We start from the raw sequence: 19,113 nt of genomic DNA, 5'->3' as shown, positions 1-19,113 counted from the left end.
CAATTCCGTACGCAGTACAGAATACTTGGTACACCGAGTGGGATGCTCCACGAAACCGCGAGAGCACTAGCCGAGCGGCTAGTTCATCGGGCAGGATATCGCCGGGGCCACCGCCCCACCGACCACCCGACGAATCTGGAAGGCGGGTCCATGTCAGCGGCCACATTCGCGCTCCGCGGCGCGACGATCGTCCCCATCACCTCCGCACCCATCGAGCAGGGCACCATCATCGTCGAAGACGGCCGCATCAGCGCCGTCGGCGGCCCCGATCTGCCGGTGCCCGAATGGATCCCGGTCCAGGATGCGACAGGGAAGTGGATCATGCCGGGCCTCATCGACGCCCACACGCACCTCGGCGTCCACGAGACCGGCGAGGGCTGGGCCGGCGACGACACCAACGAGATGACCGAGCCGAACACGGCACACGTGCGGGCGCTCGACGCCGTCAACCCGGTCGAGGCGGGCTTCGCCGACGCGATCAGGGGCGGGGTCCTCACCGCCTGCATCAACCCCGGCTCGGGCAACGTGATCGGCGGCGAGTGCGTCGTGGTGAAGACCGGCGGCGGGCGCTTCGTGGACGAGCTCGTCGTCCGCTCCCCCGCGGGCATCAAGTCGGCGCTGGGCGAGAACCCGAAGCGCGTGTACGGCGAGAAGGGGCAGACGCCGAAGACGCGGATGGGCACGGCGGCCGTCCTGCGGCAGGCGTTCGTCGCGGCCGAGAAGCACCGGGCCGCCGAGAACCCCGACCGCGACCTGAAGCTCGAGAACCTGGTGAAGGTCCTCGACCGCGAGATCCCCTGGCGCCAGCACTGCCACCGGGCCGACGACATCGCCACGGCGCTGCGCGTCGCGGACGAGTTCGGGTACCGGCTCGTGCTCGACCACGGCACCGAGGCGCACCTGCTCGCCGACGTCATCGCCGAGAAGGGCGTGCCGGTCCTCTTCGGGCCCCTGCTGACCGCCCGCGCCAAAGTGGAGACCGCGAAGCGGTTCCCCGAGAACGCGGTGCGGATGGCCGAGGCCGGAGTGAAGCTGGTGATCATGACCGACCACCCGGTGGTGCCGATCCAGTATCTGATCGTGCAGGTCATGGAGTGCGTGAAGGCGGGCCTGGACCGGGAGACGGCGCTGCGGTCGGTGACGATCAACCCGGCCGAGGTCCTCGGCGTCGCCGACCGCCTCGGATCGCTCGAAGCAGGCAAGGACGCGGACCTCTGCGTGTGGTCGGGCGACCCGCTCGACTACTACTCGAAGGTGGAGCAGGCCTACATCGACGGCGTGCCGGTCTCGTAGGACCGTGGAACCCGGACGGCCCCGAAAATGTCGGGCACCGGTTCGGGAAACGCATCGACATCGCCTGAGGCAGTGACGAAACCGAGGGGCCGGGAACGTGTTCCCGGCCCCTCGGCCTCATGGGGCTCAGGCGGCCCGGCGGACCTCGGTCCGCTTCGGCAGTGCGGCTTCGGCGGGAACCCGCAGTTCACGGGCGTAGAAGCCGCGGCGGGCGGCGGCGAGGCCGTCCGCGATCCGGTCGAGCAGCGAGGGCCGGTCGGGGACGACCGGCGCGTTCGGCAGGGCCGAGGTCGCTTCGGTGTTGACGATCTGCAAGGCCAGGAGCGCGTAAGAGTCCATCGGTGTTCCTTCCGGGCGGTGATGCGAGATGCTGCCGCGCCGGTGCGGCGGTGAGGCCCTCCCGCCGTTGCGGGTGGTTCCCGGGCCTCGGGCACTACTCTGACCGGCCGTTGTCACCGGCTCATTACGCCTCAGGAAACCCTCGGACAAGCCTGATGAACACCAGGGTGCCGATAATGCCCCAGGTCACATCCGTTGCCCGGCAAATGTGTTCCGGTACCGCCGCGGGCGAGAAAGGTCCCGCGGCGGGTGCTCAGCCGTTGGCGCGGCCGTGGACGTACAGGGCCCAGGCCAGCGCGGCGAGCGAGCCGAGGGCGGCGACGCCGCGGATGGTGTTCCACTTGATCCACTTCGCTTCGATGGTCGCGCGCAGCGCGGCCGGGTCGGCGATCGCGGCGGGTTCTCCGGCGTCTTCGAGCATGTTGTTGAGGGGCACGTTCATCGCGATGGTGCCGATGAACATGACGAGGGCGAGCACGAGCCCTGCGAGAATCCAGGGGAGTGCGGCGCGGTCGTCGGCGAACCAGCCGAGGACGAGAGCCGCGCCGGTGAAGACGACCGAGCCGAGGAACGCGGTCATGAAGCGGCCGTTGAGGATCACGCGGTTGATCTGCTGCATGCCGGCGAGCCATGCCCGGTCGTCGAGGACTTTGATGCCGGGCATGACGGCGTAGGTGAACCCGGTGAAGAGCCCGGCCATGAGGCCGACGGCGACGGTCGCGGCGAGGAGCGAGAGGGTCTGGAGGAGGAGCACGGGCGGTCACGCCTTCCGGTAGGTCTGGACGGCCGCGCCAAGTTCGAGGTTGCGGTGTTCGGCGAGGGTCCACTTGGCGGTTCGGTACGGGCCTTCGAACATGCCGATGCCCTGGCCGAGACCGCCGGGTGGCGCTCGGCGACGAACACGTCGACATCGGCGGCCAGGGCTGCCGCGAGCTTACCGCCGCCGCACGGCCAGATGCCCACGCGCAGGAGGGTTCTGAAGCCACAGGCCACTGCGGACCGGGCTCGGCCCAATGGAGGAAGTGGGAAACGGCAGGGCCGCAATCGGCGCTCTCGCCGGGATGAAGTGGTGGGCCGCCTCGGACTCGAACCGAGAACCTACGGATTAAAAGTCCGCAGCTCTGCCAATTGAGCTAGCGGCCCTCGCGAAGAGGGTACCGTACCCGTCGGCCGCGCCCCCACCGCATATCGCCGAGTGCGGCCCGCCGCATCGGGTGCCGCGGGCGCGTTCGGGCGCGCTGAGGGTGCGGGGTTGTCGGTGGGTGGTGCGATGCTGGAATGAGGCCGGACTCCACCGCCGGGCCGGTGGCGGTGGAGCCTGCGGCGGACGGTGTGGGCTCGTGTCGCCGCTGGTGGACGGCGCGGCGGCAGTCGCGGAGTACCGCCGCCGCGCCTATTCGACCCGCGTCTCACGCAGCCCTCGGTGGGGTCGGGCCCGCTCCCGCTTGGTCGAACATATGTACTATAAACCATCCGGCGACGGCTGGATACACCCGGTCGGGTGATACGCCAGGCGATCCGCCGACAAGCCGCGCGCCACGGCACGGCCCCGACGGCAGCAGACGGACGGGCAGGTAGACTCGCCTGCTGTGCTCATATTGCTGCCGCCGTCAGAGGGCAAGGCCGTTCAAGGCGACGGTCCTCCCCTCGACCTTGGGCGACTCTCCTCACCGGCGCTGAACCCCATCCGCGAGCTTCTCGTCGACCGGCTGGTCGAACTGTGCGCCGACGAAACGGCCGCCGTGAAGGCGCTGAAACTCCCTGCGGCCGCACGCCATTTCGTCGAGGCGAACCGGACGCTCCGCACCGCGCCGACCCTCGCGGCGTGGGAGTTGTACAACGGCGTGCTGTACGACCGGCTCGGCCTCGGGGACCTGCCCGACGGCGACCAGGTGCTCATCGCCTCGCCGCTGTGGGGCTTCCTGCGGCCTTCCGACCGCGTGCCGCCGTACCGGATGCCGATGAGCACCAAGCTCCCCGGCGTCGACGGGCTCGCGAAACTGTGGCGCCCGGCGGTGGCCGAGGTGCTCGGCGCTCGCGACGAGCTCATCGTGGATCTGCGATCGGGCGCGTACGCGCAGGTGTGGGGCCCGAAGGATCGCGGCGTGTCGGTCCGCGTCTTCAAGCAGGACGCCGAAGGGAACCGGAGCGTGGTCACGCACATGGCGAAGGCGACCCGGGGCGAGGTCGCCCGGGCGCTCCTCGCCGGCGGCGCCCGCCCCGAGTCGGCCGCCGACCTCAGCGGTTTCCTCGCCGACCAGGGCTGGAAGGTCGAGCTCAGCGAGCCCGCCACGCGTTCGAAGCCGTGGCTCCTCGACATCGTGAACGTCTGAGCGACCCCGAGGACCGGACCGGAGTTACCCGCGCGTTCATTCCGAGCGCCCCCTGCAACAACCCTGCCTGCGGGAACCTGAAGCCAGGCTGAAGGCGGCACCGGGCTTTCGGAGTTACCCACGCGTGTCGTTCGCGCCACCCCTGACAACAACCCTGCCCGATGGAAGCTGAAGGCAGGCTGAAGAGGTTCGGGGCATGGGAATTACCCACGCGTTTTTTCGCGGGACCCCCCGGCAACAACCCTGCTCGTTGGATGCTGAAGCCAGGCTGAAGCGGTGGGGTGCGGGGTCGGCGGCGGCAGCAGTGGGTTCGTTAGACGGAAGAGGGCGGCCCGGGGGGTTCCCCGGGTCGCCCTGTTCTCGTCGTCGTGGCGGCCGCGGCGGCGGCCGGTGGGTCAGTGGTTGGAGTGGTAGCCGGCGGCTTTGGCGCGCTCGAAGGAGCGGCGGACCTCTTCCTCGGCTTCGGCTCGGCCGGTCCAGGTGGCGCCCTCGACGCTCTTGCCCGGCTCCAGGTCCTTGTAGACCGTGAAGAAGTGCTGGATCTCCAGGCGGTCGAACTCGGGGACGTCCGCGATGTCCTTGAACCGGTCCTTGCGGGGGTCCTCGGCCGGAACGCAGAGGACCTTGTCGTCCACGCCCTTCTCGTCGCGCATCCGGAACATGCCGATGGCGCGGGCGCGGATCACGCAGCCGGGGAACGTGGGCTCGACGAGCACCAGCGCGTCGAGCGGGTCGCCGTCCTGGCCCAGCGTGTCGTCGATGAAACCGTAGTCGGCCGGGTACACCGTCGCGGTGAACAGGGTCCGGTCCAGGCGGATCCGTCCGGTCTCGTGGTCGATCTCGTACTTGTTGGCGCTCCCCTTCGGGATCTCCACCGTAACGTCGAACTCCATCGGCCGACCTCCTCCAGGCTCTTCAGCAGTGCTCTTGATGGCGCGCTTCGCTCTTCATGGCCTAGTCTCTGTGCATGTCCCTCAGTGACAACGCCGACCCCAAGGTCGCGAGTAGTACGCCACACGCCCGGCCCGCCGCAACCGCCCCCGAACCGGGGAAGGCGCGTCGCCGCCGCGCGCTCACGCGCGTCCTCGCGGCTCTCGCCGTCGTCGTCACCGTAGCCGCCGTCGGCGCCCTGGTGTTGCAGATCGCCGCCGTCACCAACCCCAGGACCGGCATCCTCACCGCGCCCGAGGCCTATCCCCCGGCCACGCCCGACCCCGTCCTCGACGGCCCGAACCCGGACGCACCCCTCCCCGACCTGGCCTCCATGCTCCCGGCGCTTCTCGAAGACGAGCGCCTCAACGGCACCGTCTCCGCCTCCTTCGCCGACGCGCTCACCGGCGAAGTCCTGTTCGAACAGCTCGGCGACCAGCCGCTGGCCCCCGCCTCCTCCATGAAGGTGGTCACCGCCGTGGCCGCGTTCGAGCACCTCGGCGCCGAGTACCGCATCCCGACCACCGTGGTCGAGGGCGCCACCGAGGACAGCGTGGTGCTCGTCGGCGGCGGCGATGTGACGCTCACCATTGACGGTGAGGGCTATTACGACGACCACGCGGCGGGCGCGAGCCTGGCCGAGCTCGCCGAAGCCGTGCTCGAAGCCCGCGGCGGTGACGCACCCGCGACCGTGGTCCTCGACACCAGCCTCTTCACCGACAACGTGAAGGCCGAAGGCGCCGTCGCCGCGGACCTCATCCAGTCGACCGCGCCGATGGCCCCGATCATGGTCGACGGCGGGCGCAAGAACAACACCCTGAAGTACTCCGACCACTACTCCGACCCGGCCATGGTCGCCGCCGAGTCCTTCGCCGACCTGCTCGGCGCCGACGAGGTCACCGAAGGCACCGCCGAGGAGGGCGCCGAAGCACTCGCGACCGTCTACTCCGCGCCGGTCGCCGCGCTCGCCGACTCCTTCCTCCTCACTTCGGACAACCTGCTGGCCGACGCGGTCTCGCTCCAGACCGGACTCGTGGTCGAGGGCACGATGACCTGGGCCGCCATGTCGACCGCACACCTGTCGACCCTGGAGGAGCTCGGCGTCGACACCACCGGACTGGTGTTCAACGACGGCTCCGGCCTGTCGCTGACCGACCGGATGACGGCGAACGCGTTCACAGGGCTGCTGCTCGGCTCGTTCGACGCCGAGGCCTCCTCGGTGTTCGAGTCGCTGCCGGTGGCCGGCTACTCGGGGACGCTGCGCGGCAGGTTCAAGTCGACCGACGACGGCGACGGCATGGTCCGGGCAAAGACGGGCACGCTCAACGACGTCAAGGTCATCTCCCTGACCGGCACCCTGACGACCCTCGACGGCCGCCAGATCATCTTCTCGCTCATCAGCAACCAGCACACCGGCGAGGAGACCGTGGAAGACGCTATGGACGAGATCTCCGCGGCCGTCTCCCAATGCGGGTGCTGATCAGCCTTCGTTCCATTCGCCCTCCTCTCCGCCGGTGCTCTCCGGACATGGCAATGATGGGAGCCCGAAGCTGAACGCAGGCTTAAGACGGCTGAAGATCGCTTCAGGTCGGTGCGAGTCTGCGATGACGCGAAACCGAGCGCCTGTGAGCCTGCGCGAGTCGGCGAGTCGGCGAGTCGGCGAGTCGGCGAGACCAGGCTCGGGCCGGGGCCAGGATCAGGTCGGGGTCGGGACCGCGGCTACGGCTGGGATCGGTGGCGGCGGCTCGGCGGTCGGCGGTCGGCGGTCGGCGGTCGGCGGTCGGCGGCTCATTGTCAAGGTTGTTCGGGTCCTGTTCAGGGGCCTTTTCCGGCCGGGTGGGGAGCCTTTGTCGCGTGACTGGTGCGACGGGTGGGACTCCTCCCGGAATGGGCTGATTCCAAATCGGCGAATATTTGCATGGGTTTACCGTCTGCTCCGGTCCGGAACCGAGACGACCAGGGCGCGCGGGGGTGACGAAGACAGTGGCGAGACGACTCCGCTCTGGATAGGCTTGCCCAATGGCGCCGCCCGCAGGAAACCCGATGCTGCCGTCCGTGGACTGGCAGACCGCCGCCTCCTGCTCGCGCGCGTTCAGCCGCGGCGGCCCGCGCATCAGCCCCGAAGGCGCACTCGACGTGGTCGCCGACCTGCACCGACACGCCCGCAGCGCCATCGACCTCGTCGCCGACTACACCGGGCTCACGCCCACCGCCGACACCCCCGTCGACGTGGTCGACCGCATCCGCTGGAGCCGCGTCAACATCGCCGGGTTCCGCCGCCTCCTCACCGAGCTCGGCGCCGACACCGGCGGCCCCGACACCCCCGTCAGCGCCTCGGCCAAGCTCACCGGCGTCCAGACAGGCGCCGTGCTCGCGTTCCTCTCCTCGCGCGTCCTCGGCCAGTTCGAGACCTTCTCCACCGACACCGGCCGCCTCCTTTTCGTCGCCCCCAACATCGTCGAGGTCGAACGGCGCCTGCGCCTGCCGGCGCGCGAGTTCCGACTCTGGATCGCCATCCACGAGGCCGCGCACCTCACCCAGTTCACGGCCGTCCCCTGGATGCGCGGCCACTTCCACGACCTCATCCACACCTTCTTCGACGCCGCCGAACCCGACCAGTCCTCCGCGTCCGGACTCGCCCGCGCCGTACGCCGCGCCCTCGCGTCCGCCCGCAGCGAGGACGACGACGCGCTGCCGGAGGCGCCCGGCTCCGATGTGATGGCCGCCGTCACCAGTCCCGAGCAGCGCGCCGCGATCTCGCAGATCCAGGCGCTCATGACGCTCCTCGAAGGCCACGCCGAATCGGTCATGGACGGCGTCGGCCGCACCGCCGTCGACCACGTCGCCCTGCTGCGGCGCCGCTTCGACCGGCGCCGCGCCAACCCGACCACCCTTCAGAAGTTCATGCGCCAACTCCTCGGACTCGACGCCAAGATGCGGCAGTACGCCGCCGGGCGCCGCTTCGTGGACGAGGTCGTCGACGCGCACGGCCTCACCGGGTTCAACCGCGTCTGGGAGCGGCCCGCGAACCTGCCGACCGAGGCCGAGATCGACCGCCCCGAGCAGTGGATCGCCCGAGTCCTCGGCCCGCGGCTCGCGCTCGGGGCGCCCGGCGCCGCACGTGTCTAGACTGCCGCCTTCGGTGGCGCGGCTCCGCGTCGCCGTCCGCGACGCCCTCCATGACCTGCCGACCGGAGCCCTCGTGCTCGCGGCCTGCTCCGGCGGGCCCGATTCGCTCGCGCTCGCGGACACGCTCGCGTTCTGCGCTCCTCGGATGGGGCTGCGGGCCGGGCTCGTCAGCGTCGACCACGGCCTCCAGGACGGTTCCGCCGAGCGCGCCGCCGCGGTCGCGGCCTGGGCCGCCACGGTCGGGCTCGATCCCGCCGAGGCGGTGAGCGTCGAGGTCACGGGTCCGGGCGGGCCCGAGGGCGCCGCGCGCGCGGCCCGGTACACGGCCCTCGACGCCGCCGCCGAACGGCACGGCGCGCACGCGGTGCTGCTGGGCCACACCAGGGACGACCAGGCCGAGACCGTACTGCTCGCGCTCGTGCGCGGGGCCGGGCCGCGGGGTGTCGCGGGGATGCGGGCGGTGCGCGGGCACTACCGCCGGCCGCTGCTGGACGTCGCCAGGGCCGACACGCACGCCGCCTGCGAGGAGCGCGGCCTCAAACCGTGGACCGATCCGCACAACGCCGACCCGCGCTACCTGCGGTCGGCGCTGCGCCCGACCCTTGACTCGCTAGTCGCCGTGCTCGGCGAAGGCCTGGTGGCGAACCTCGCGCGCACGGCCGCGCTCGTCGGCGCCGACACCGACCATCTCGACGCGCTGGCCGCGGCCGCCTTGGAAGAGGTGCGCGACGGCGAGGGGCTCGACGCGGCGAAAGCCGGCGCGCTCCCTGTGGCGGTGCGCGGACGGGTGCTGCGGGCGTGGGCGCTGGAGCTGGGCGTCAACGGCGCCGAGCTCAACCACCGGCATCTCGATGCGCTCGACGCGCTGGTCGCGGACTGGCGCGGGCAAGGGCCGACGTTCCTGCCCGGCGGGATCGCGGTGCGGCGAGGCGGCGGGCGGCTCACAGGCGGCTGACAGCTTGCTGCGGCGGGACGGGCCGTGGCGGAGTGTGCGAGTTCGGCGATTCGAGAAACACGCCCGGGTGTTGGGAAGCTTGCGGGCAGGCGGTGCGGTTGTTTCGGCGCAGCACGGATGGCGGCCCGCTTCCGGGTTGAGGTTCCCCGGTTTCCACGATGCCTTCGGGGTACGACAGTTTCGGGTCGCGGGGGCTCGGGTTCCGCTTATAGCGAAATTCAGCGAAAAGCTTCGCGGCGTGATACGGCGGACGGTCGGGTGCGGGTGCGGGTGCGGGTGCGGGTGCGGGTGCGGGTGCGGGTGCGGGTGCGGGTGCGGTGCCGAGAACCCGCCGGGACTTGGGGTTTCGCGCGATGGCGGCGCTGGCGGACCTTCCTGCCTGCGGGTTTCGCGGCAGCGCCGTTGCTACGCGGTGCGGCGGGCACGAGCAGCGGTCGGCCCGAGGTCAGGGGGTCGGCACCGGCGATGGTCGGTCGGGCACAGGCGTTGTCGGGACGGCGGACGGCCGTGAACGTCGGTGCCGCGGGTGTGGGCCCTCAGAGCGGCCCGGGTACGAATCGGCCGGTCGAGGCCCCGCGGGGTTCCCGGTGGCGGCCTGCCGGACGGCGGGCGGGCTGAGAAGCAGGACGGCCCGCGCACCAACGCGGGACGGGCCAAGGGAATCGGGGCGATGATCGGTCGGGCACGGGCGTTGTCGGGAGGGCGGACGGGCCATCGATGCGAGGGCCACAAGTGCGGGCTTCCTGAGCGGTTCGGGTTCGAATGAGCTGGTCGGGGCCTCGCCAGGCTTCCGGCGGCAGCCTGCCGGACTGCGGGCGGGACCTGGAAGCAGGGCGGCCCGCGCTGGTGCGCGGCCGTAGGAGACGAATCGAGGGAGCCAGGGCGATGGCCGGTCGGACACGGGCGTTGCCGGGAGCGCGGACGAGGCATCTAGGCGAGGCCTCGGGTGCGGGCATTCGGAGCGGTCCGGGCTCGAATCGGCCGGTCGGAGCCTCACCAGGCTTCCTGCTACGACCTGCCGGACCGCAGTCAGAGCCTGGAAACAGGACGGCCCGCGCTGGTGCGCGGGCCGTGCGGGACGGGTCGAGGGAATGCAGATCGCCGGGGCGCTACTTCTGGTAGACCTCGGGTTTGAGGACGCCGACGAAGGGGAGTTCGCGGTAGCGCTCGGCGTAGTCGAGGCCGTAGCCGACGACGAACTCGTTGGGGATGTCGAAGCCGACGTACTTCACGGGGATGTCCACGCGCTGGACGCCGGGCTTGCGGAGCATCGAGACGACCGACACGGAGGCCGGGTGCAGGCCCTCCAGGTACTTCAGGAGCCAGGACAGGGTGAGCCCGGAGTCGATGATGTCCTCGACGACGAGGATGTGCTTGCCCGCCACGTCGGAGTCGATGTCCTTGAGGATGCGCACGGTCCCCGAGGAGGTCGTGGAGCTCCCGTACGAGGAGAGGGCCATGAACTCCATCTTCACCGGCACCGACAGGGCCCTCGCGAAGTCGGCCATGAACATGACCGCCCCCTTGAACACGCCCACGAGCAGCAGCTCGTCGCCGCTGTCGAGGACACCCTCGGCGAAGTCGGCCGAGACGAGGGCGCCGAGTTCGGCGACCTTCGCTCGGATCTCGTCTTCGGTGATGATGGTCCGCTCGATCTCCTCGGCGTACCACGAATCAGGATCGAACACCGCGTCCCGTGCTGCTGCGGACGGCACTGATGCTGGGCTGGCTAGCTCCGACGTCATGTAACAAGGGTGCCACCCGATCGCTCGCGCCGCAGGCTTGGGTGGGCGAACTCAACCCGCCCGTGGTACTAATTACGGACTATCAGCGGGGCGGGCAATGGGCGGTATCCAGCGCGAAGCGCCATCTTCTGGGTGCTGACGCTGCGGGACGCCGAAGCGCCGCACCGTGTACGTTCGATGTGTCAAACCCCTGCGACCCAGCAGTCCCGCAGGGGTTCGGGCCGTACATGAGCTCAGGCACTCGAAACACGCGACGAACGCAGCAGGAGGAAACGAGTGGTCGACGCCGGGAGACCCACACCTGAGCGGAAGCGGTTCTTCCGCAGGCCGCTCTTCTGGATCGTGCTCATCGCCCTCATCGCGGTCCTGATCGGGAGCTTCTGGTCCGGCGGCTCCGACTACGAGGAAGCGACCACGTCCGAGGTCCTCGCCCACATCAACGACGGCGAGGTCAAGGAGGCCAACCTGCTCGACAAGGAGCAGCTGGTCCAGCTCGACCTCGAAGACGGCGGCCAGGTCGAGGCGTACGTCCCGTCCGGGATGATGGAGCCGGTCGCGACCGAGCTCGAAGAGGCGGGCGTCGACTTCGACACCGAGGTCAACGAGACCTCCGTGTTCGTCTCGTTCCTGCTGAGCCTCCTGCCGATCGTCCTCATCGTCCTGCTGCTGCTGTTCTTCATGTCGCAGATGCAGGGCGGCGGCTCGCGCGTCCTCAACTTCGGCAAGTCCAAGGCGAAGATGGTGTCCAAGGACACCCCGAAGACCACGTTCGACGACGTGGCCGGCGCCGACGAGGCCGTCGAGGAGCTCCGGGAGGTCAAGGACTTCCTGGAGGACCCGAAGAAGTACCAGGAGCTGGGCGCGAAGATCCCCAAGGGCGTCCTCCTGTTCGGCCCTCCCGGCACCGGCAAGACCCTCCTCGCGCGCGCCGTCGCCGGCGAGGCCGGGGTCCCGTTCTACTCGATCTCCGGTTCGGACTTCGTGGAGATGTTCGTCGGCGTCGGCGCCAGCCGCGTCCGCGACCTGTTCACCCAGGCGAAGGAGAACGCACCCGCGATCGTGTTCGTCGACGAGATCGACGCCGTCGGCCGCCACAGGGGCGCCGGCATGGGCGGCGGCCACGACGAGCGCGAGCAGACGCTCAACCAGCTGCTGGTCGAGATGGACGGCTTCGACACGCGCGGCGGGGTCATCCTCATCGCCGCGACGAACCGTCCCGACATCCTCGACCCGGCCCTGCTGCGGCCCGGCCGCTTCGACCGCCAGATCCCCGTGGACGCCCCCGACAAGGAAGGGCGCCAGGCGATCCTCCAGGTCCACGCGAAGGGCAAGCCGTTCGTCCCCGACGTCGAGTTCGAGACGCTCGCCCGGCGCACCCCCGGGTTCTCCGGCGCCGACCTGGAGAACGTCATCAACGAGGCGGCGCTGCTCACCGCGCGCCACAACGAGAAGGCCATCTCGAACTACGCGCTCGAAGAGGCCATCGACCGCGTCATCGCCGGCCCCGAGCGCAAGGGCCGCCTCATGGGCGAGGCCGAGAAGAAGATGACGGCCTACCACGAGGCCGGCCACGCGCTGGTGGCCCACGCGCTGCCGCACGCCGCGCCGGTCCACAAGCTCACCATCCTGCCGCGCGGCCGCAGCCTCGGGCACACGCTGGTGCTGCCGGTCGAGGACAAGTACACGCAGACGCGCTCTGAGATGATCGACACGCTCGCCTACGCCCTCGGCGGGCGGGCCGCCGAGGAGCTGGTGTACCACGACCCGACCACGGGCGCGTCGAACGACATCGAGAAGGCCACCAAGGTCGCCCGCGCGATGGTCACCGAGTACGGCATGTCGGCCAAGCTCGGCGCCATCAAGTACGGCTCCTCGGGCTCCGAGCCGTTCCTCGGCCGCGAGTACGGCCACCAGAAGGACTACTCCGACGAGGTCGCCGCGCTGGTCGACTCCGAGGTCCGGGCGCTCATCGAGACCGCCCACGACGAGGCGTACGCGATCGTCACCGAGTACCGGGACGTGCTCGACCAGATGGTCACCGAACTGCTGGAGAAGGAGACGCTCGATACCGAGGACCTGGCGAGGATCGCCACCCGCGTCGTCAAGCGCCCGCCGATGGCGCCGTTCAACGGCACCGCGTCCCGCAAGCTCGGCAAGCCGCCGGTGTCCACGGTGAACGGCTCCAAGCCCGCCGCGGAAGAGGGCATCGAGATCGGACCGGCCACCGAGGGCCAGAGCCCCCAGTAGCGGCCGGAACGCACCGAACCGCATTCGGCCCCGCCTACCTCGTAGGCGGGGCCGTTCGCTCGCAGCGGGTGACAAAGCACACTGGAGTTGTCACCGAAAACCCGTAAGCTTGTGCGATGGCTGAACTCGACAACCTGGCCGCCCGTCTCGTCGACGGCCGTATCAACGGCAGTCCCGTCGAGGACGCGGTGGACCTGGGGCGCATCGAAGCGGCCGTCAGGGAGATCCTGGCGGCGATCGGCGAGGACCCCGAGCGGCCCGGTCTCAAGGAGACCCCGCGCCGCGTCGCCCGCGCCTACGCCGAGCTCTTCGCCGGGCTGCGGGTCGACCCCGCCGAGGTCCTGAAGACCTCCTTCGACGAGAACCACAACGAGCTGGTCCTGGTGCGCGACATCGACGTCCAGTCGTTCTGCGAGCACCACCTGCTGCCGTTCACCGGCGTCGCCCACGTCGGCTACATCCCCGGTGAGGGCGGCCAGATCGCCGGGCTCTCCAAGCTCGCGCGGCTCGTGGAGGTCTACTCGCGGCGCCCGCAGGTGCAGGAGCGCCTCACCAGCCAGATCGCCGACCAGCTGTACAAGTCGCTGGCGGCGAGCGGCGTCATCGTCGTCGTCGAGTGCGAGCACACCTGCATGTCGATGCGCGGCATCAGGAAGCAGGGTTCGGTGACGGTGACGTCGGCGGTGCGGGGGCTGCTCCAGTCCGACGCGCGCACCCGCGCCGAGGCGATGGCGCTGCTGCGCGGCACGGCGCGCTGACCCGAAGGCGGGCAGCGGAAAGGCCGGATGCAGCGCATCCGGCCTTCGCTTCGGGATGAGTGAGTCCAGGGGTGTCCGGGTCTCAAGCACCCAGGTGTCAGATGACCTGCCCGGTCTGCGACTGGAACGAGTCGCCCTCGGGGGTGGCCTCGGTGTAGGTGGTGTCGAGGAAGCCGTCGCCGTCGTTGTCGCTCAGGACGGTGTCGGTGACGCCGTCCGCGTCGGAGTCGACGGAGATCTCGTCCACGAGGCCGTCGGCGTTGTAGTCGGTGGCCACGACGTCGGCGTAGCCGTCGTTGTTGGTGTCGGTGGCGACCTGGTCGATGAAGCCGTCGGCGTTGGAGTCGTAGGACACCTGGTCGGTGTAGCCGTCGCCGTCGGTGTCGGACTCGTAGGTGTCGATCAGGCCGTCGCCGTCGGTGTCGGAGACGAGCGACTCGAAGGTGCCGTCGCCGTCGGCGTCCACGACGACCTCGTCGGAGATCCCGTCGCCGTCGTAGTCGGTGGCGATCGCGTCGGCTTCGCCGTCGTAGTCGGTGTCGACCAGGGTGACGCCGTCGGCGGAGATCGTGGAGTCCTCCAGGCCGTCGCCGTCGAGGTCGAAGGTCTCCTCGACCGTCGACAGGGAGCCGTCGTCGTAGGACTCCTCGGTGTAGGTCTCCTCCTCGGCGTATTCCTCGGTGGCGACGTCTTCTTCGACCGCGGCCTCTTCGTACTCGCTCATCGCGCTCATCCTTAGCTGTTGAGAAGTGTTCGGTGCTTGTGAAGAGAACTCTACGGCCGGGCGAAGGGGCGTGAATCCCCAGAGTGTGCCAACCCCCTATGCTTTCTCCAGTCCCCCTTGCCTCTGATCGCCCCATAAGTCAGGAGTACGCGTTGGGTGTCGACGACAGCGCCGCGGGCGCCCCCGAACCGCCTCCCGCGCTGGTCCCGGTGCCCGCCGCCAGGGCCATCGACCTGCACTCCTCGCGGGTGGTCCTGGGCGCGGCGGGGTCGGGCTGGCAGTTCGACCTGCGGGCCGACGACCCGGTCACCAGGGACGGGATGCTCATGGTGCCGTTGATAACCGAGGCCGACTACTACCGGGCGGTCGACGGGGACGGGGACGCGTACGCGAGCCTGGTCCCGGCCGGGGACGTGTACGTGCAGCGGCCCGAGCCCGGCACCGGCTCGCCGCGGCCCGGCTACCTCATCGAGCGGCTCTGCGACCCGGACGCGCCGCCGGTGCGCCGGCCCTACCCGGCCTCGGAGGTCCCCCACCTCGTCGGGCGGCGGGTCTGGTTCTGGACCGACGGGCTGTTCCGCGACGACTTCCGTTGCGTCTCGGAGGCGTTCGAGATCGACGGCGACTTCTGCGTCAGGGTCGTCGAGGAGCGCGCCTGGTACCGGTGGCGGCGCACGGGCCTGTTCCCGAAGGCGCAGGACGCCTACATCCAGCACCTGTGGACGCAGTGACGACCTAGGACTGCCAGAGGCGGGTCATCATCGCCTCGACGGCGATGCGCGGGCGCACGTTCGCGTCGATGGCCCTGCGGCACTCCAGGATCGCGTCGACGCGGCGCAGGAGCGACTCGGCGCTGAGCTTCGCGGCGGCGGCCCTGGTCGTGTCGGCCATGTCGGGGTGGACCGGGTCGACGCGGGCGCCGAACCCGGCGGCGAGCGCGTCGCGGTAGAACGCGGCGAGGTCGACCAGGGCCCGGTCGAGGGAGTCGCGCTGCGCGCGGGTGTCGCGGGTCTTCTGGCGCTTCTCCAGCTCCTTGAGCGCGGCGGCGGAGCCGCGGGCGGCCTTGGTGGCGCCTTTCCCGGTGCCGCCCTTGCCGAGTGCGGTCTCCAGGGCGTCGCGTTCGGCGGCGGAGCGGTCGGTGTAGGTGCCCGCGGCTTCGGCCTCGGCGGCCTCGATGATTTCGACGGCGGCGGTGAAGCAGGCGCCGAGTCCGGTGAGGCGGCGCGGGATCTGGAGGACGTCGTGGCGTTTGGCGCGGGCGTCGGGGTCGGTGGCGAGGCGTTTGGCGCGTCCGACGTGGCCTTGGGCGGCGGCGGCGTAGAGCTCGGCTTCGCGGCGGTCGAGGCCGTCGCGGGCGACGAGGAGGTCGGCGATGGCGCCGGCGGGCGGTTGGCGCAGGGCCATGACGCGGCAGCGGGAGCGGATGGTCACCGAGATCTCGGCGGGGTTGGTCGAGGGGGCGCACAGGAGGAACACGGTGCGTTCGGGCGGTTCCTCGACGGCTTTGAGGAGGGCGTTGGCGGCGGCCTCGGTGAGGCGGTCGGCGTCTTCGACGATGAGGATCTGCCAGTGCCCGGAGGTGGGGGCGCGGCTCGCTTCGAGGATGAGGCGGCGGACCTGGTCGACGCCGAGGGTGAGGCCTTCGGGGATGACGCGGGTGACGTCGGCGTGGGTGCCGGCGAGGGCGGTGCGGCAGGAGTGGCATTCGCCGCAGCCGCCGTCGGGGCATTGGAGGGCGGCGGCGAAGGCGACGGCGGCGGTGGAGCGGCCGGATCCGGGCGGGCCGGTGAAGAGCCAGGCGTGGGTCATGCCGGTGCCGCGGGCGGCGTCGGCGAGGACGCGCTGGGCCTCGTCCTGGCCGACGAGTTCGGCGAAGACGTCGGGGGCGTTCACGGCCGGGCCGCTTCTTCGGCGACGGTGTTCCACGCGGGGTCGTCGGGGCCGGTCTCGCGTTCGCCAGTGCCGCGTTCACCAGTGCCGCGCTCCTCGCGTTGCTCGGTGCGGGCGTTGGTGCGGTCGAGGCCGGGCCAGCCGGTCTCGGTGCGGGTGGTCTGGGTGCGGATGTCGAGGCGCTCGGCGACGGCTTCGCGGACGGCGGCGGCGATCTCGTCGGGGGTGCCGCCGGCGGGGACGACGAGGTAGCGGCGGGGGTCGGCGGCGGCGAGTTCGAGGAACGCGGCGCGCACGCGCTCGTGGTAGCGCAGCTCCTCCTGTTCGAGGCGGTCGCCGTCGCCGCCTGCCTTGGCGCGGTGGAGTCCGGCGGCGGGGTCGACGTCGAGGAGGACGGTGAGGTCGGGTTTGAGGCCGCCGGTGGCCCAGGCGGAGACCCAGGCGATGTCGGCGCGGCCGAGTTCGCGTCCGGCGCCCTGGTAGGCGACCGAGGAGTCGGTGTAGCGGTCGGAGACGACGACGGCGCCGCGTCCGAGGGCGGGGCGGATGACCTTGTCGACGTGCTGGGCGCGGTCGGCGGCGAAGAGGAGGGCCTCGGCGCGCGGCGAGGGGGCGCCTTCGGCGGAACTGTCGAGGAGGAGGGTGCGGATGCGCATGCCGATGTCGGTGGCGCCGGGCTCGCGGGTGAGGACCGCCTCGTAGCCGCGGAGTTTGAGCCACGCGGAGAGCTTGACGGCCTGGGTGGACTTGCCGGCGCCCTCGCCGCCTTCGAAGACGACGAAGTAGCCGCTGCTGGGGGTGATGACGGCCGCGGTGAGGGGCCTGCCGCGCAGGGAGGACCACAGGTCGGCGAGGACGGGGACGCCGGGCTTGTCGTCCATGGACTTGAAGGCGGTGACGCCGAGCCAGGCGACGAGGGCCGCGGCGACGAAAAGGAGGATGCGGCTCATGGAGACCTCGACCTCGGTGAAGCCGAGGTCGAGCTGCCGGGCGGCCTGCCAGCCCGCGAGGGGCGCGGAGACGGTCATGGCGAGCATGAGGATGACGCGGGCGGAGACGGCGATGAAGGCGAACATGCGGCCGCGGATCTCGTCCTCGGTCTCGCGCTGGAGGAGGGTGATGCCGGCGAGGAAGGCCATGCCGGCGCCGAGGCCGATGACGACGGAGCCGATGATCGAGAACGCCATGTGGGGGGCGACGGCGTCGACGGCGAGGCCCGCGCCGGCGAGGACGATGCTCATGCCGAACCAGCGCAGGCGCGAGAGTTCGCCGATGAGCTTGGGGCCGAAGGCGATCCCGGCGCCGAGGCCGAGGAAGAGGAACACGGCGAGGGTGTAGAACGCGGCGTCGCCGGCGCCGAGCGTGGAGGCGTAGACGGTGCCGACGCCGATGAGGATGCCCGCGCCGCTGAAAGCGCCGAGCATCCCGAGGATGAGGCCGCGCACGCGTTCGGAGGTGCGCAGGTAGGACCAGCCCTCGACGAAGTCGTGCCAGACGCTGGAGGTCTTCGCGGCGGTCTCGCCGTAGCGGCCGGAGATCTGGGGGATGAAGAAGTAGACGGTGACGGCGAGGATGCCGAACATCGCGGCGGTGAGGTAGAGGGCGAGGACCATCGGCTCGGCCCAGGGACCGAGGTTGGCCCAGACGCCGGAGCCGCGTTCGAGGACCGCGAGGACGGCGAAGGCCAGGGGCGGGGCGATGCCGTAGGTCGTGGCGAGGCTGAGCTGGTTGGCGGCCTCGTACTTCTCGGGCGGCAGGAGGTTGGGGACGGCCGCCTCCTTGGCCGGGGACCAGATGAGGACGGCGCCCTCGATGCACAGCTGGGCGACGGCGAGCCAGGTGACGGTGACGGCGGTCGAGTCGGTGACGAGGTAGACGGTGGGGACCGAGGCGATGAGGAGGAAGCGGGCGGTGTCGCAGGCGGCCATGGTCTTGCGCCGGTCGAAGCGGTCGGCGAAGACGCCCGCGACGGGGCCCAGGACCAGGGAGGGCAGGAGGCGCAGCACGATGGTCGCCGAGAACGCCGCGCCTTTGGCGGCGGGGTCGTCGAAGAGGGACTGCGCGAAGCCCGCGGTGGCGAACAGCGCGAGCCAGTCGCCGAAGGAGGCGAGGCCGAGCACGGTCCACAGCCTTCTGAACGGGCGGATCCGCAGCACCGTCTGGATGTCGGCAAGGGTGTTTGCCATGCTGCTCCTCGAAAGTCGATGACCGCACCGGGTCGACTACGAGACTAGTCGGCCCGGCGCGGCCCGGGTTCCGGCGCGGTCGGTGGAGTGGTCTAGGGGGTATTCGAGGTTCCCCGGCGAGTCGGTATCCGAGTCCATTTGTTCGCTCGCGAGGCGGAAGGGCCTTCGAATACCGGTGTTGTATTCGAAGGCCCGACAACGAAGCGAGCGGGCAAATGGGCCGGATAACGGCCGCCCGGGAACCTCGAACACCCCCTAACGCCCAGGGGGTTTCAAAGCGCTGGTCGATGCGGGTTCGGCCCCGCAGGCGGGCCTGCGGGGCCGGTGGCGGCGGTCGGGGAGCCTCCGGCTCCCGGCCCGCCTCTAGGTGAGGCGGCGGGCGAGGTAGTCGCCGACCACGCCGTTGGCCTCGGCGATGGAGGCGGCGCAGCCGTCGGGGTCGCGGCGGAAGGCCAGGCGCACGAGGGCCTGCCCGGTCTCGACGGCGACGGTCACGGTCTTGTTCAGCTCCGGGTCCCCGCCGATGCCGAAGCGCTGGGCGAGGCCCGCGAGGATCTGGTCGGCGATGACGTCGCCGCCGGTGG

15 protein-coding genes, 1 tRNA gene and 1 pseudogene are annotated in these 19,113 nt (G+C 70.8%); 8 read left to right on the top strand and 9 right to left on the bottom strand.

Annotated elements, in window-relative coordinates; translation table 11 throughout:
- Positions 1–150 precede the first annotated feature (150 nt).
- Complete coding sequence (locus E9998_RS13990) at positions 151–1,293, top strand: amidohydrolase (RefSeq protein WP_136530310.1); 1,143 nt, start codon at positions 151–153, stop codon at positions 1,291–1,293.
- A gap of 126 nt (positions 1,294–1,419) precedes the next feature.
- Here E9998_RS13990 and E9998_RS13985 read toward each other — a convergent pair whose 3' ends face one another.
- The 3 genes from E9998_RS13985 to E9998_RS13975 all read right to left on the bottom strand — a co-directional run bounded on the left by E9998_RS13985 (position 1,420) and on the right by E9998_RS13975 (position 2,775).
- On the bottom strand, positions 1,420–1,632 hold the full coding sequence (locus E9998_RS13985; RefSeq protein WP_136530308.1) for a hypothetical protein: 213 nt from the start codon (positions 1,630–1,632) through the stop codon (positions 1,420–1,422).
- Positions 1,633–1,885: 253 nt separating this feature from the next.
- Complete coding sequence (locus E9998_RS13980; RefSeq protein WP_204745435.1) at positions 1,886–2,386, bottom strand: anthrone oxygenase family protein; 501 nt, start codon at positions 2,384–2,386, stop codon at positions 1,886–1,888.
- A gap of 313 nt (positions 2,387–2,699) precedes the next feature.
- Positions 2,700–2,775, bottom strand: a tRNA-Lys gene (locus E9998_RS13975).
- A gap of 446 nt (positions 2,776–3,221) precedes the next feature.
- On the opposite strand from E9998_RS13975, the gene E9998_RS13970 reads away from it, so the two are divergent.
- Positions 3,222–3,965: a YaaA family protein gene (locus E9998_RS13970; protein WP_136530307.1), complete on the top strand. Its 744-nt coding sequence runs from the start codon at positions 3,222–3,224 to the stop codon at positions 3,963–3,965.
- Positions 3,966–4,360: 395 nt separating this feature from the next.
- On the opposite strand, the gene E9998_RS13965 is transcribed toward E9998_RS13970, so the two are convergent.
- Positions 4,361–4,858, bottom strand: coding sequence for an inorganic diphosphatase (locus E9998_RS13965; protein WP_091048710.1), 498 nt, complete (start codon positions 4,856–4,858; stop codon positions 4,361–4,363).
- Positions 4,859–4,932: 74 nt separating this feature from the next.
- Here E9998_RS13965 and dacB point away from each other — a divergent pair, with 74 nt between their 5' ends.
- The 3 genes from dacB (at position 4,933) to tilS (ending at position 8,979) form a co-directional block, all read left to right on the top strand.
- Entirely contained in the window at positions 4,933–6,375 is a 1,443-nt protein-coding gene (gene dacB, locus E9998_RS13960) for a D-alanyl-D-alanine carboxypeptidase/D-alanyl-D-alanine endopeptidase (protein WP_136530306.1), read from the top strand.
- A 539-nt stretch (positions 6,376–6,914) separates the two neighbouring features.
- A complete protein-coding gene (locus E9998_RS13955) occupies positions 6,915–8,024 on the top strand; it encodes a zinc-dependent metalloprotease (protein ID WP_204745434.1) in 1,110 nt (369 codons plus the stop codon).
- Positions 8,017–8,979 carry a tRNA lysidine(34) synthetase TilS gene (gene tilS / locus E9998_RS13950; RefSeq protein ID WP_136530304.1) on the top strand — a complete coding sequence of 321 codons (963 nt, stop codon included), beginning with the start codon at positions 8,017–8,019 and terminating at the stop codon, positions 8,977–8,979. The genes E9998_RS13955 and tilS overlap by 8 nt, the downstream gene beginning before the upstream one ends.
- 1,109 nt (positions 8,980–10,088) lie before the next feature.
- On the opposite strand, the gene hpt is transcribed toward tilS, so the two are convergent.
- A complete protein-coding gene (hpt, locus tag E9998_RS13940; protein WP_136530302.1) occupies positions 10,089–10,724 on the bottom strand; it encodes a hypoxanthine phosphoribosyltransferase in 636 nt (211 codons plus the stop codon).
- Between the two features lie 276 nt (positions 10,725–11,000).
- Here hpt and ftsH point away from each other — a divergent pair, with 276 nt between their 5' ends.
- Complete coding sequence (gene ftsH, locus E9998_RS13935) at positions 11,001–12,971, top strand: ATP-dependent zinc metalloprotease FtsH (protein WP_136530300.1); 1,971 nt, start codon at positions 11,001–11,003, stop codon at positions 12,969–12,971.
- Positions 12,972–13,087: 116 nt separating this feature from the next.
- A complete protein-coding gene (folE, locus tag E9998_RS13930; protein WP_136530299.1) occupies positions 13,088–13,729 on the top strand; it encodes a GTP cyclohydrolase I FolE in 642 nt (213 codons plus the stop codon).
- Between the two features lie 97 nt (positions 13,730–13,826).
- On the opposite strand, the gene E9998_RS25365 is transcribed toward folE, so the two are convergent.
- Positions 13,827–14,453, bottom strand: coding sequence for a hypothetical protein (locus E9998_RS25365; RefSeq protein WP_158299803.1), 627 nt, complete (start codon positions 14,451–14,453; stop codon positions 13,827–13,829).
- 152 nt (positions 14,454–14,605) lie between these two features.
- Between E9998_RS25365 and E9998_RS13920 the strand changes: the two genes are divergently transcribed.
- Entirely contained in the window at positions 14,606–15,184 is a 579-nt protein-coding gene (locus tag E9998_RS13920) for a hypothetical protein (RefSeq protein ID WP_136530298.1), read from the top strand.
- A 4-nt stretch (positions 15,185–15,188) separates the two neighbouring features.
- Here E9998_RS13920 and E9998_RS13915 read toward each other — a convergent pair whose 3' ends face one another.
- From E9998_RS13915 to E9998_RS25360, 3 genes and pseudogenes are all read right to left on the bottom strand, one after another.
- Positions 15,189–16,346 (bottom strand): DNA polymerase III subunit delta', encoded by a 1,158-nt coding sequence (locus tag E9998_RS13915; RefSeq protein ID WP_136530297.1) that lies wholly within the window; start codon positions 16,344–16,346, stop codon positions 15,189–15,191.
- A complete protein-coding gene (gene tmk / locus E9998_RS13910) occupies positions 16,343–18,529 on the bottom strand; it encodes a dTMP kinase (protein WP_204745433.1) in 2,187 nt (728 codons plus the stop codon). Before tmk ends, E9998_RS13915 begins: the two co-directional genes overlap by 4 nt.
- Positions 18,530–18,892: 363 nt before the next feature.
- Positions 18,893–19,113: pseudogene (locus E9998_RS25360) on the bottom strand (TetR/AcrR family transcriptional regulator); the annotation flags it as partial.

Source organism: Glycomyces paridis, from assembly GCF_004912155.1.
Classification (GTDB): domain Bacteria; phylum Actinomycetota; class Actinomycetes; order Mycobacteriales; family Micromonosporaceae; genus Glycomyces; species Glycomyces paridis.
The sequence above is the reverse complement of the archived record's forward strand: the minus strand, read 5'-3'. Positions and strand labels throughout refer to the sequence as shown.

Excerpts from the sequence above, each read along its gene's own strand:
- E9998_RS13990 (WP_136530310.1), top strand. The coding sequence starts at position 151 with ATGTCAGCGGCCACATTCGCGCTCCGCGGCGCGACGATCGTCCCCATC.
- E9998_RS13985 (WP_136530308.1), bottom strand. The coding sequence starts at position 1,632 with ATGGACTCTTACGCGCTCCTGGCCTTGCAGATCGTCAACACCGAAGCG.
- E9998_RS13965 (WP_091048710.1), bottom strand. The coding sequence starts at position 4,858 with ATGGAGTTCGACGTTACGGTGGAGATCCCGAAGGGGAGCGCCAACAAG.
- dacB (WP_136530306.1), top strand. The coding sequence starts at position 4,933 with ATGTCCCTCAGTGACAACGCCGACCCCAAGGTCGCGAGTAGTACGCCA.
- E9998_RS13955 (WP_204745434.1), top strand. The coding sequence starts at position 6,915 with ATGGCGCCGCCCGCAGGAAACCCGATGCTGCCGTCCGTGGACTGGCAG.
- hpt (WP_136530302.1), bottom strand. The coding sequence starts at position 10,724 with ATGACGTCGGAGCTAGCCAGCCCAGCATCAGTGCCGTCCGCAGCAGCA.
- folE (WP_136530299.1), top strand. The coding sequence starts at position 13,088 with ATGGCTGAACTCGACAACCTGGCCGCCCGTCTCGTCGACGGCCGTATC.
- E9998_RS25365 (WP_158299803.1), bottom strand. The coding sequence starts at position 14,453 with ATGAGCGAGTACGAAGAGGCCGCGGTCGAAGAAGACGTCGCCACCGAG.
- tmk (WP_204745433.1), bottom strand. The coding sequence starts at position 18,529 with ATGGCAAACACCCTTGCCGACATCCAGACGGTGCTGCGGATCCGCCCG.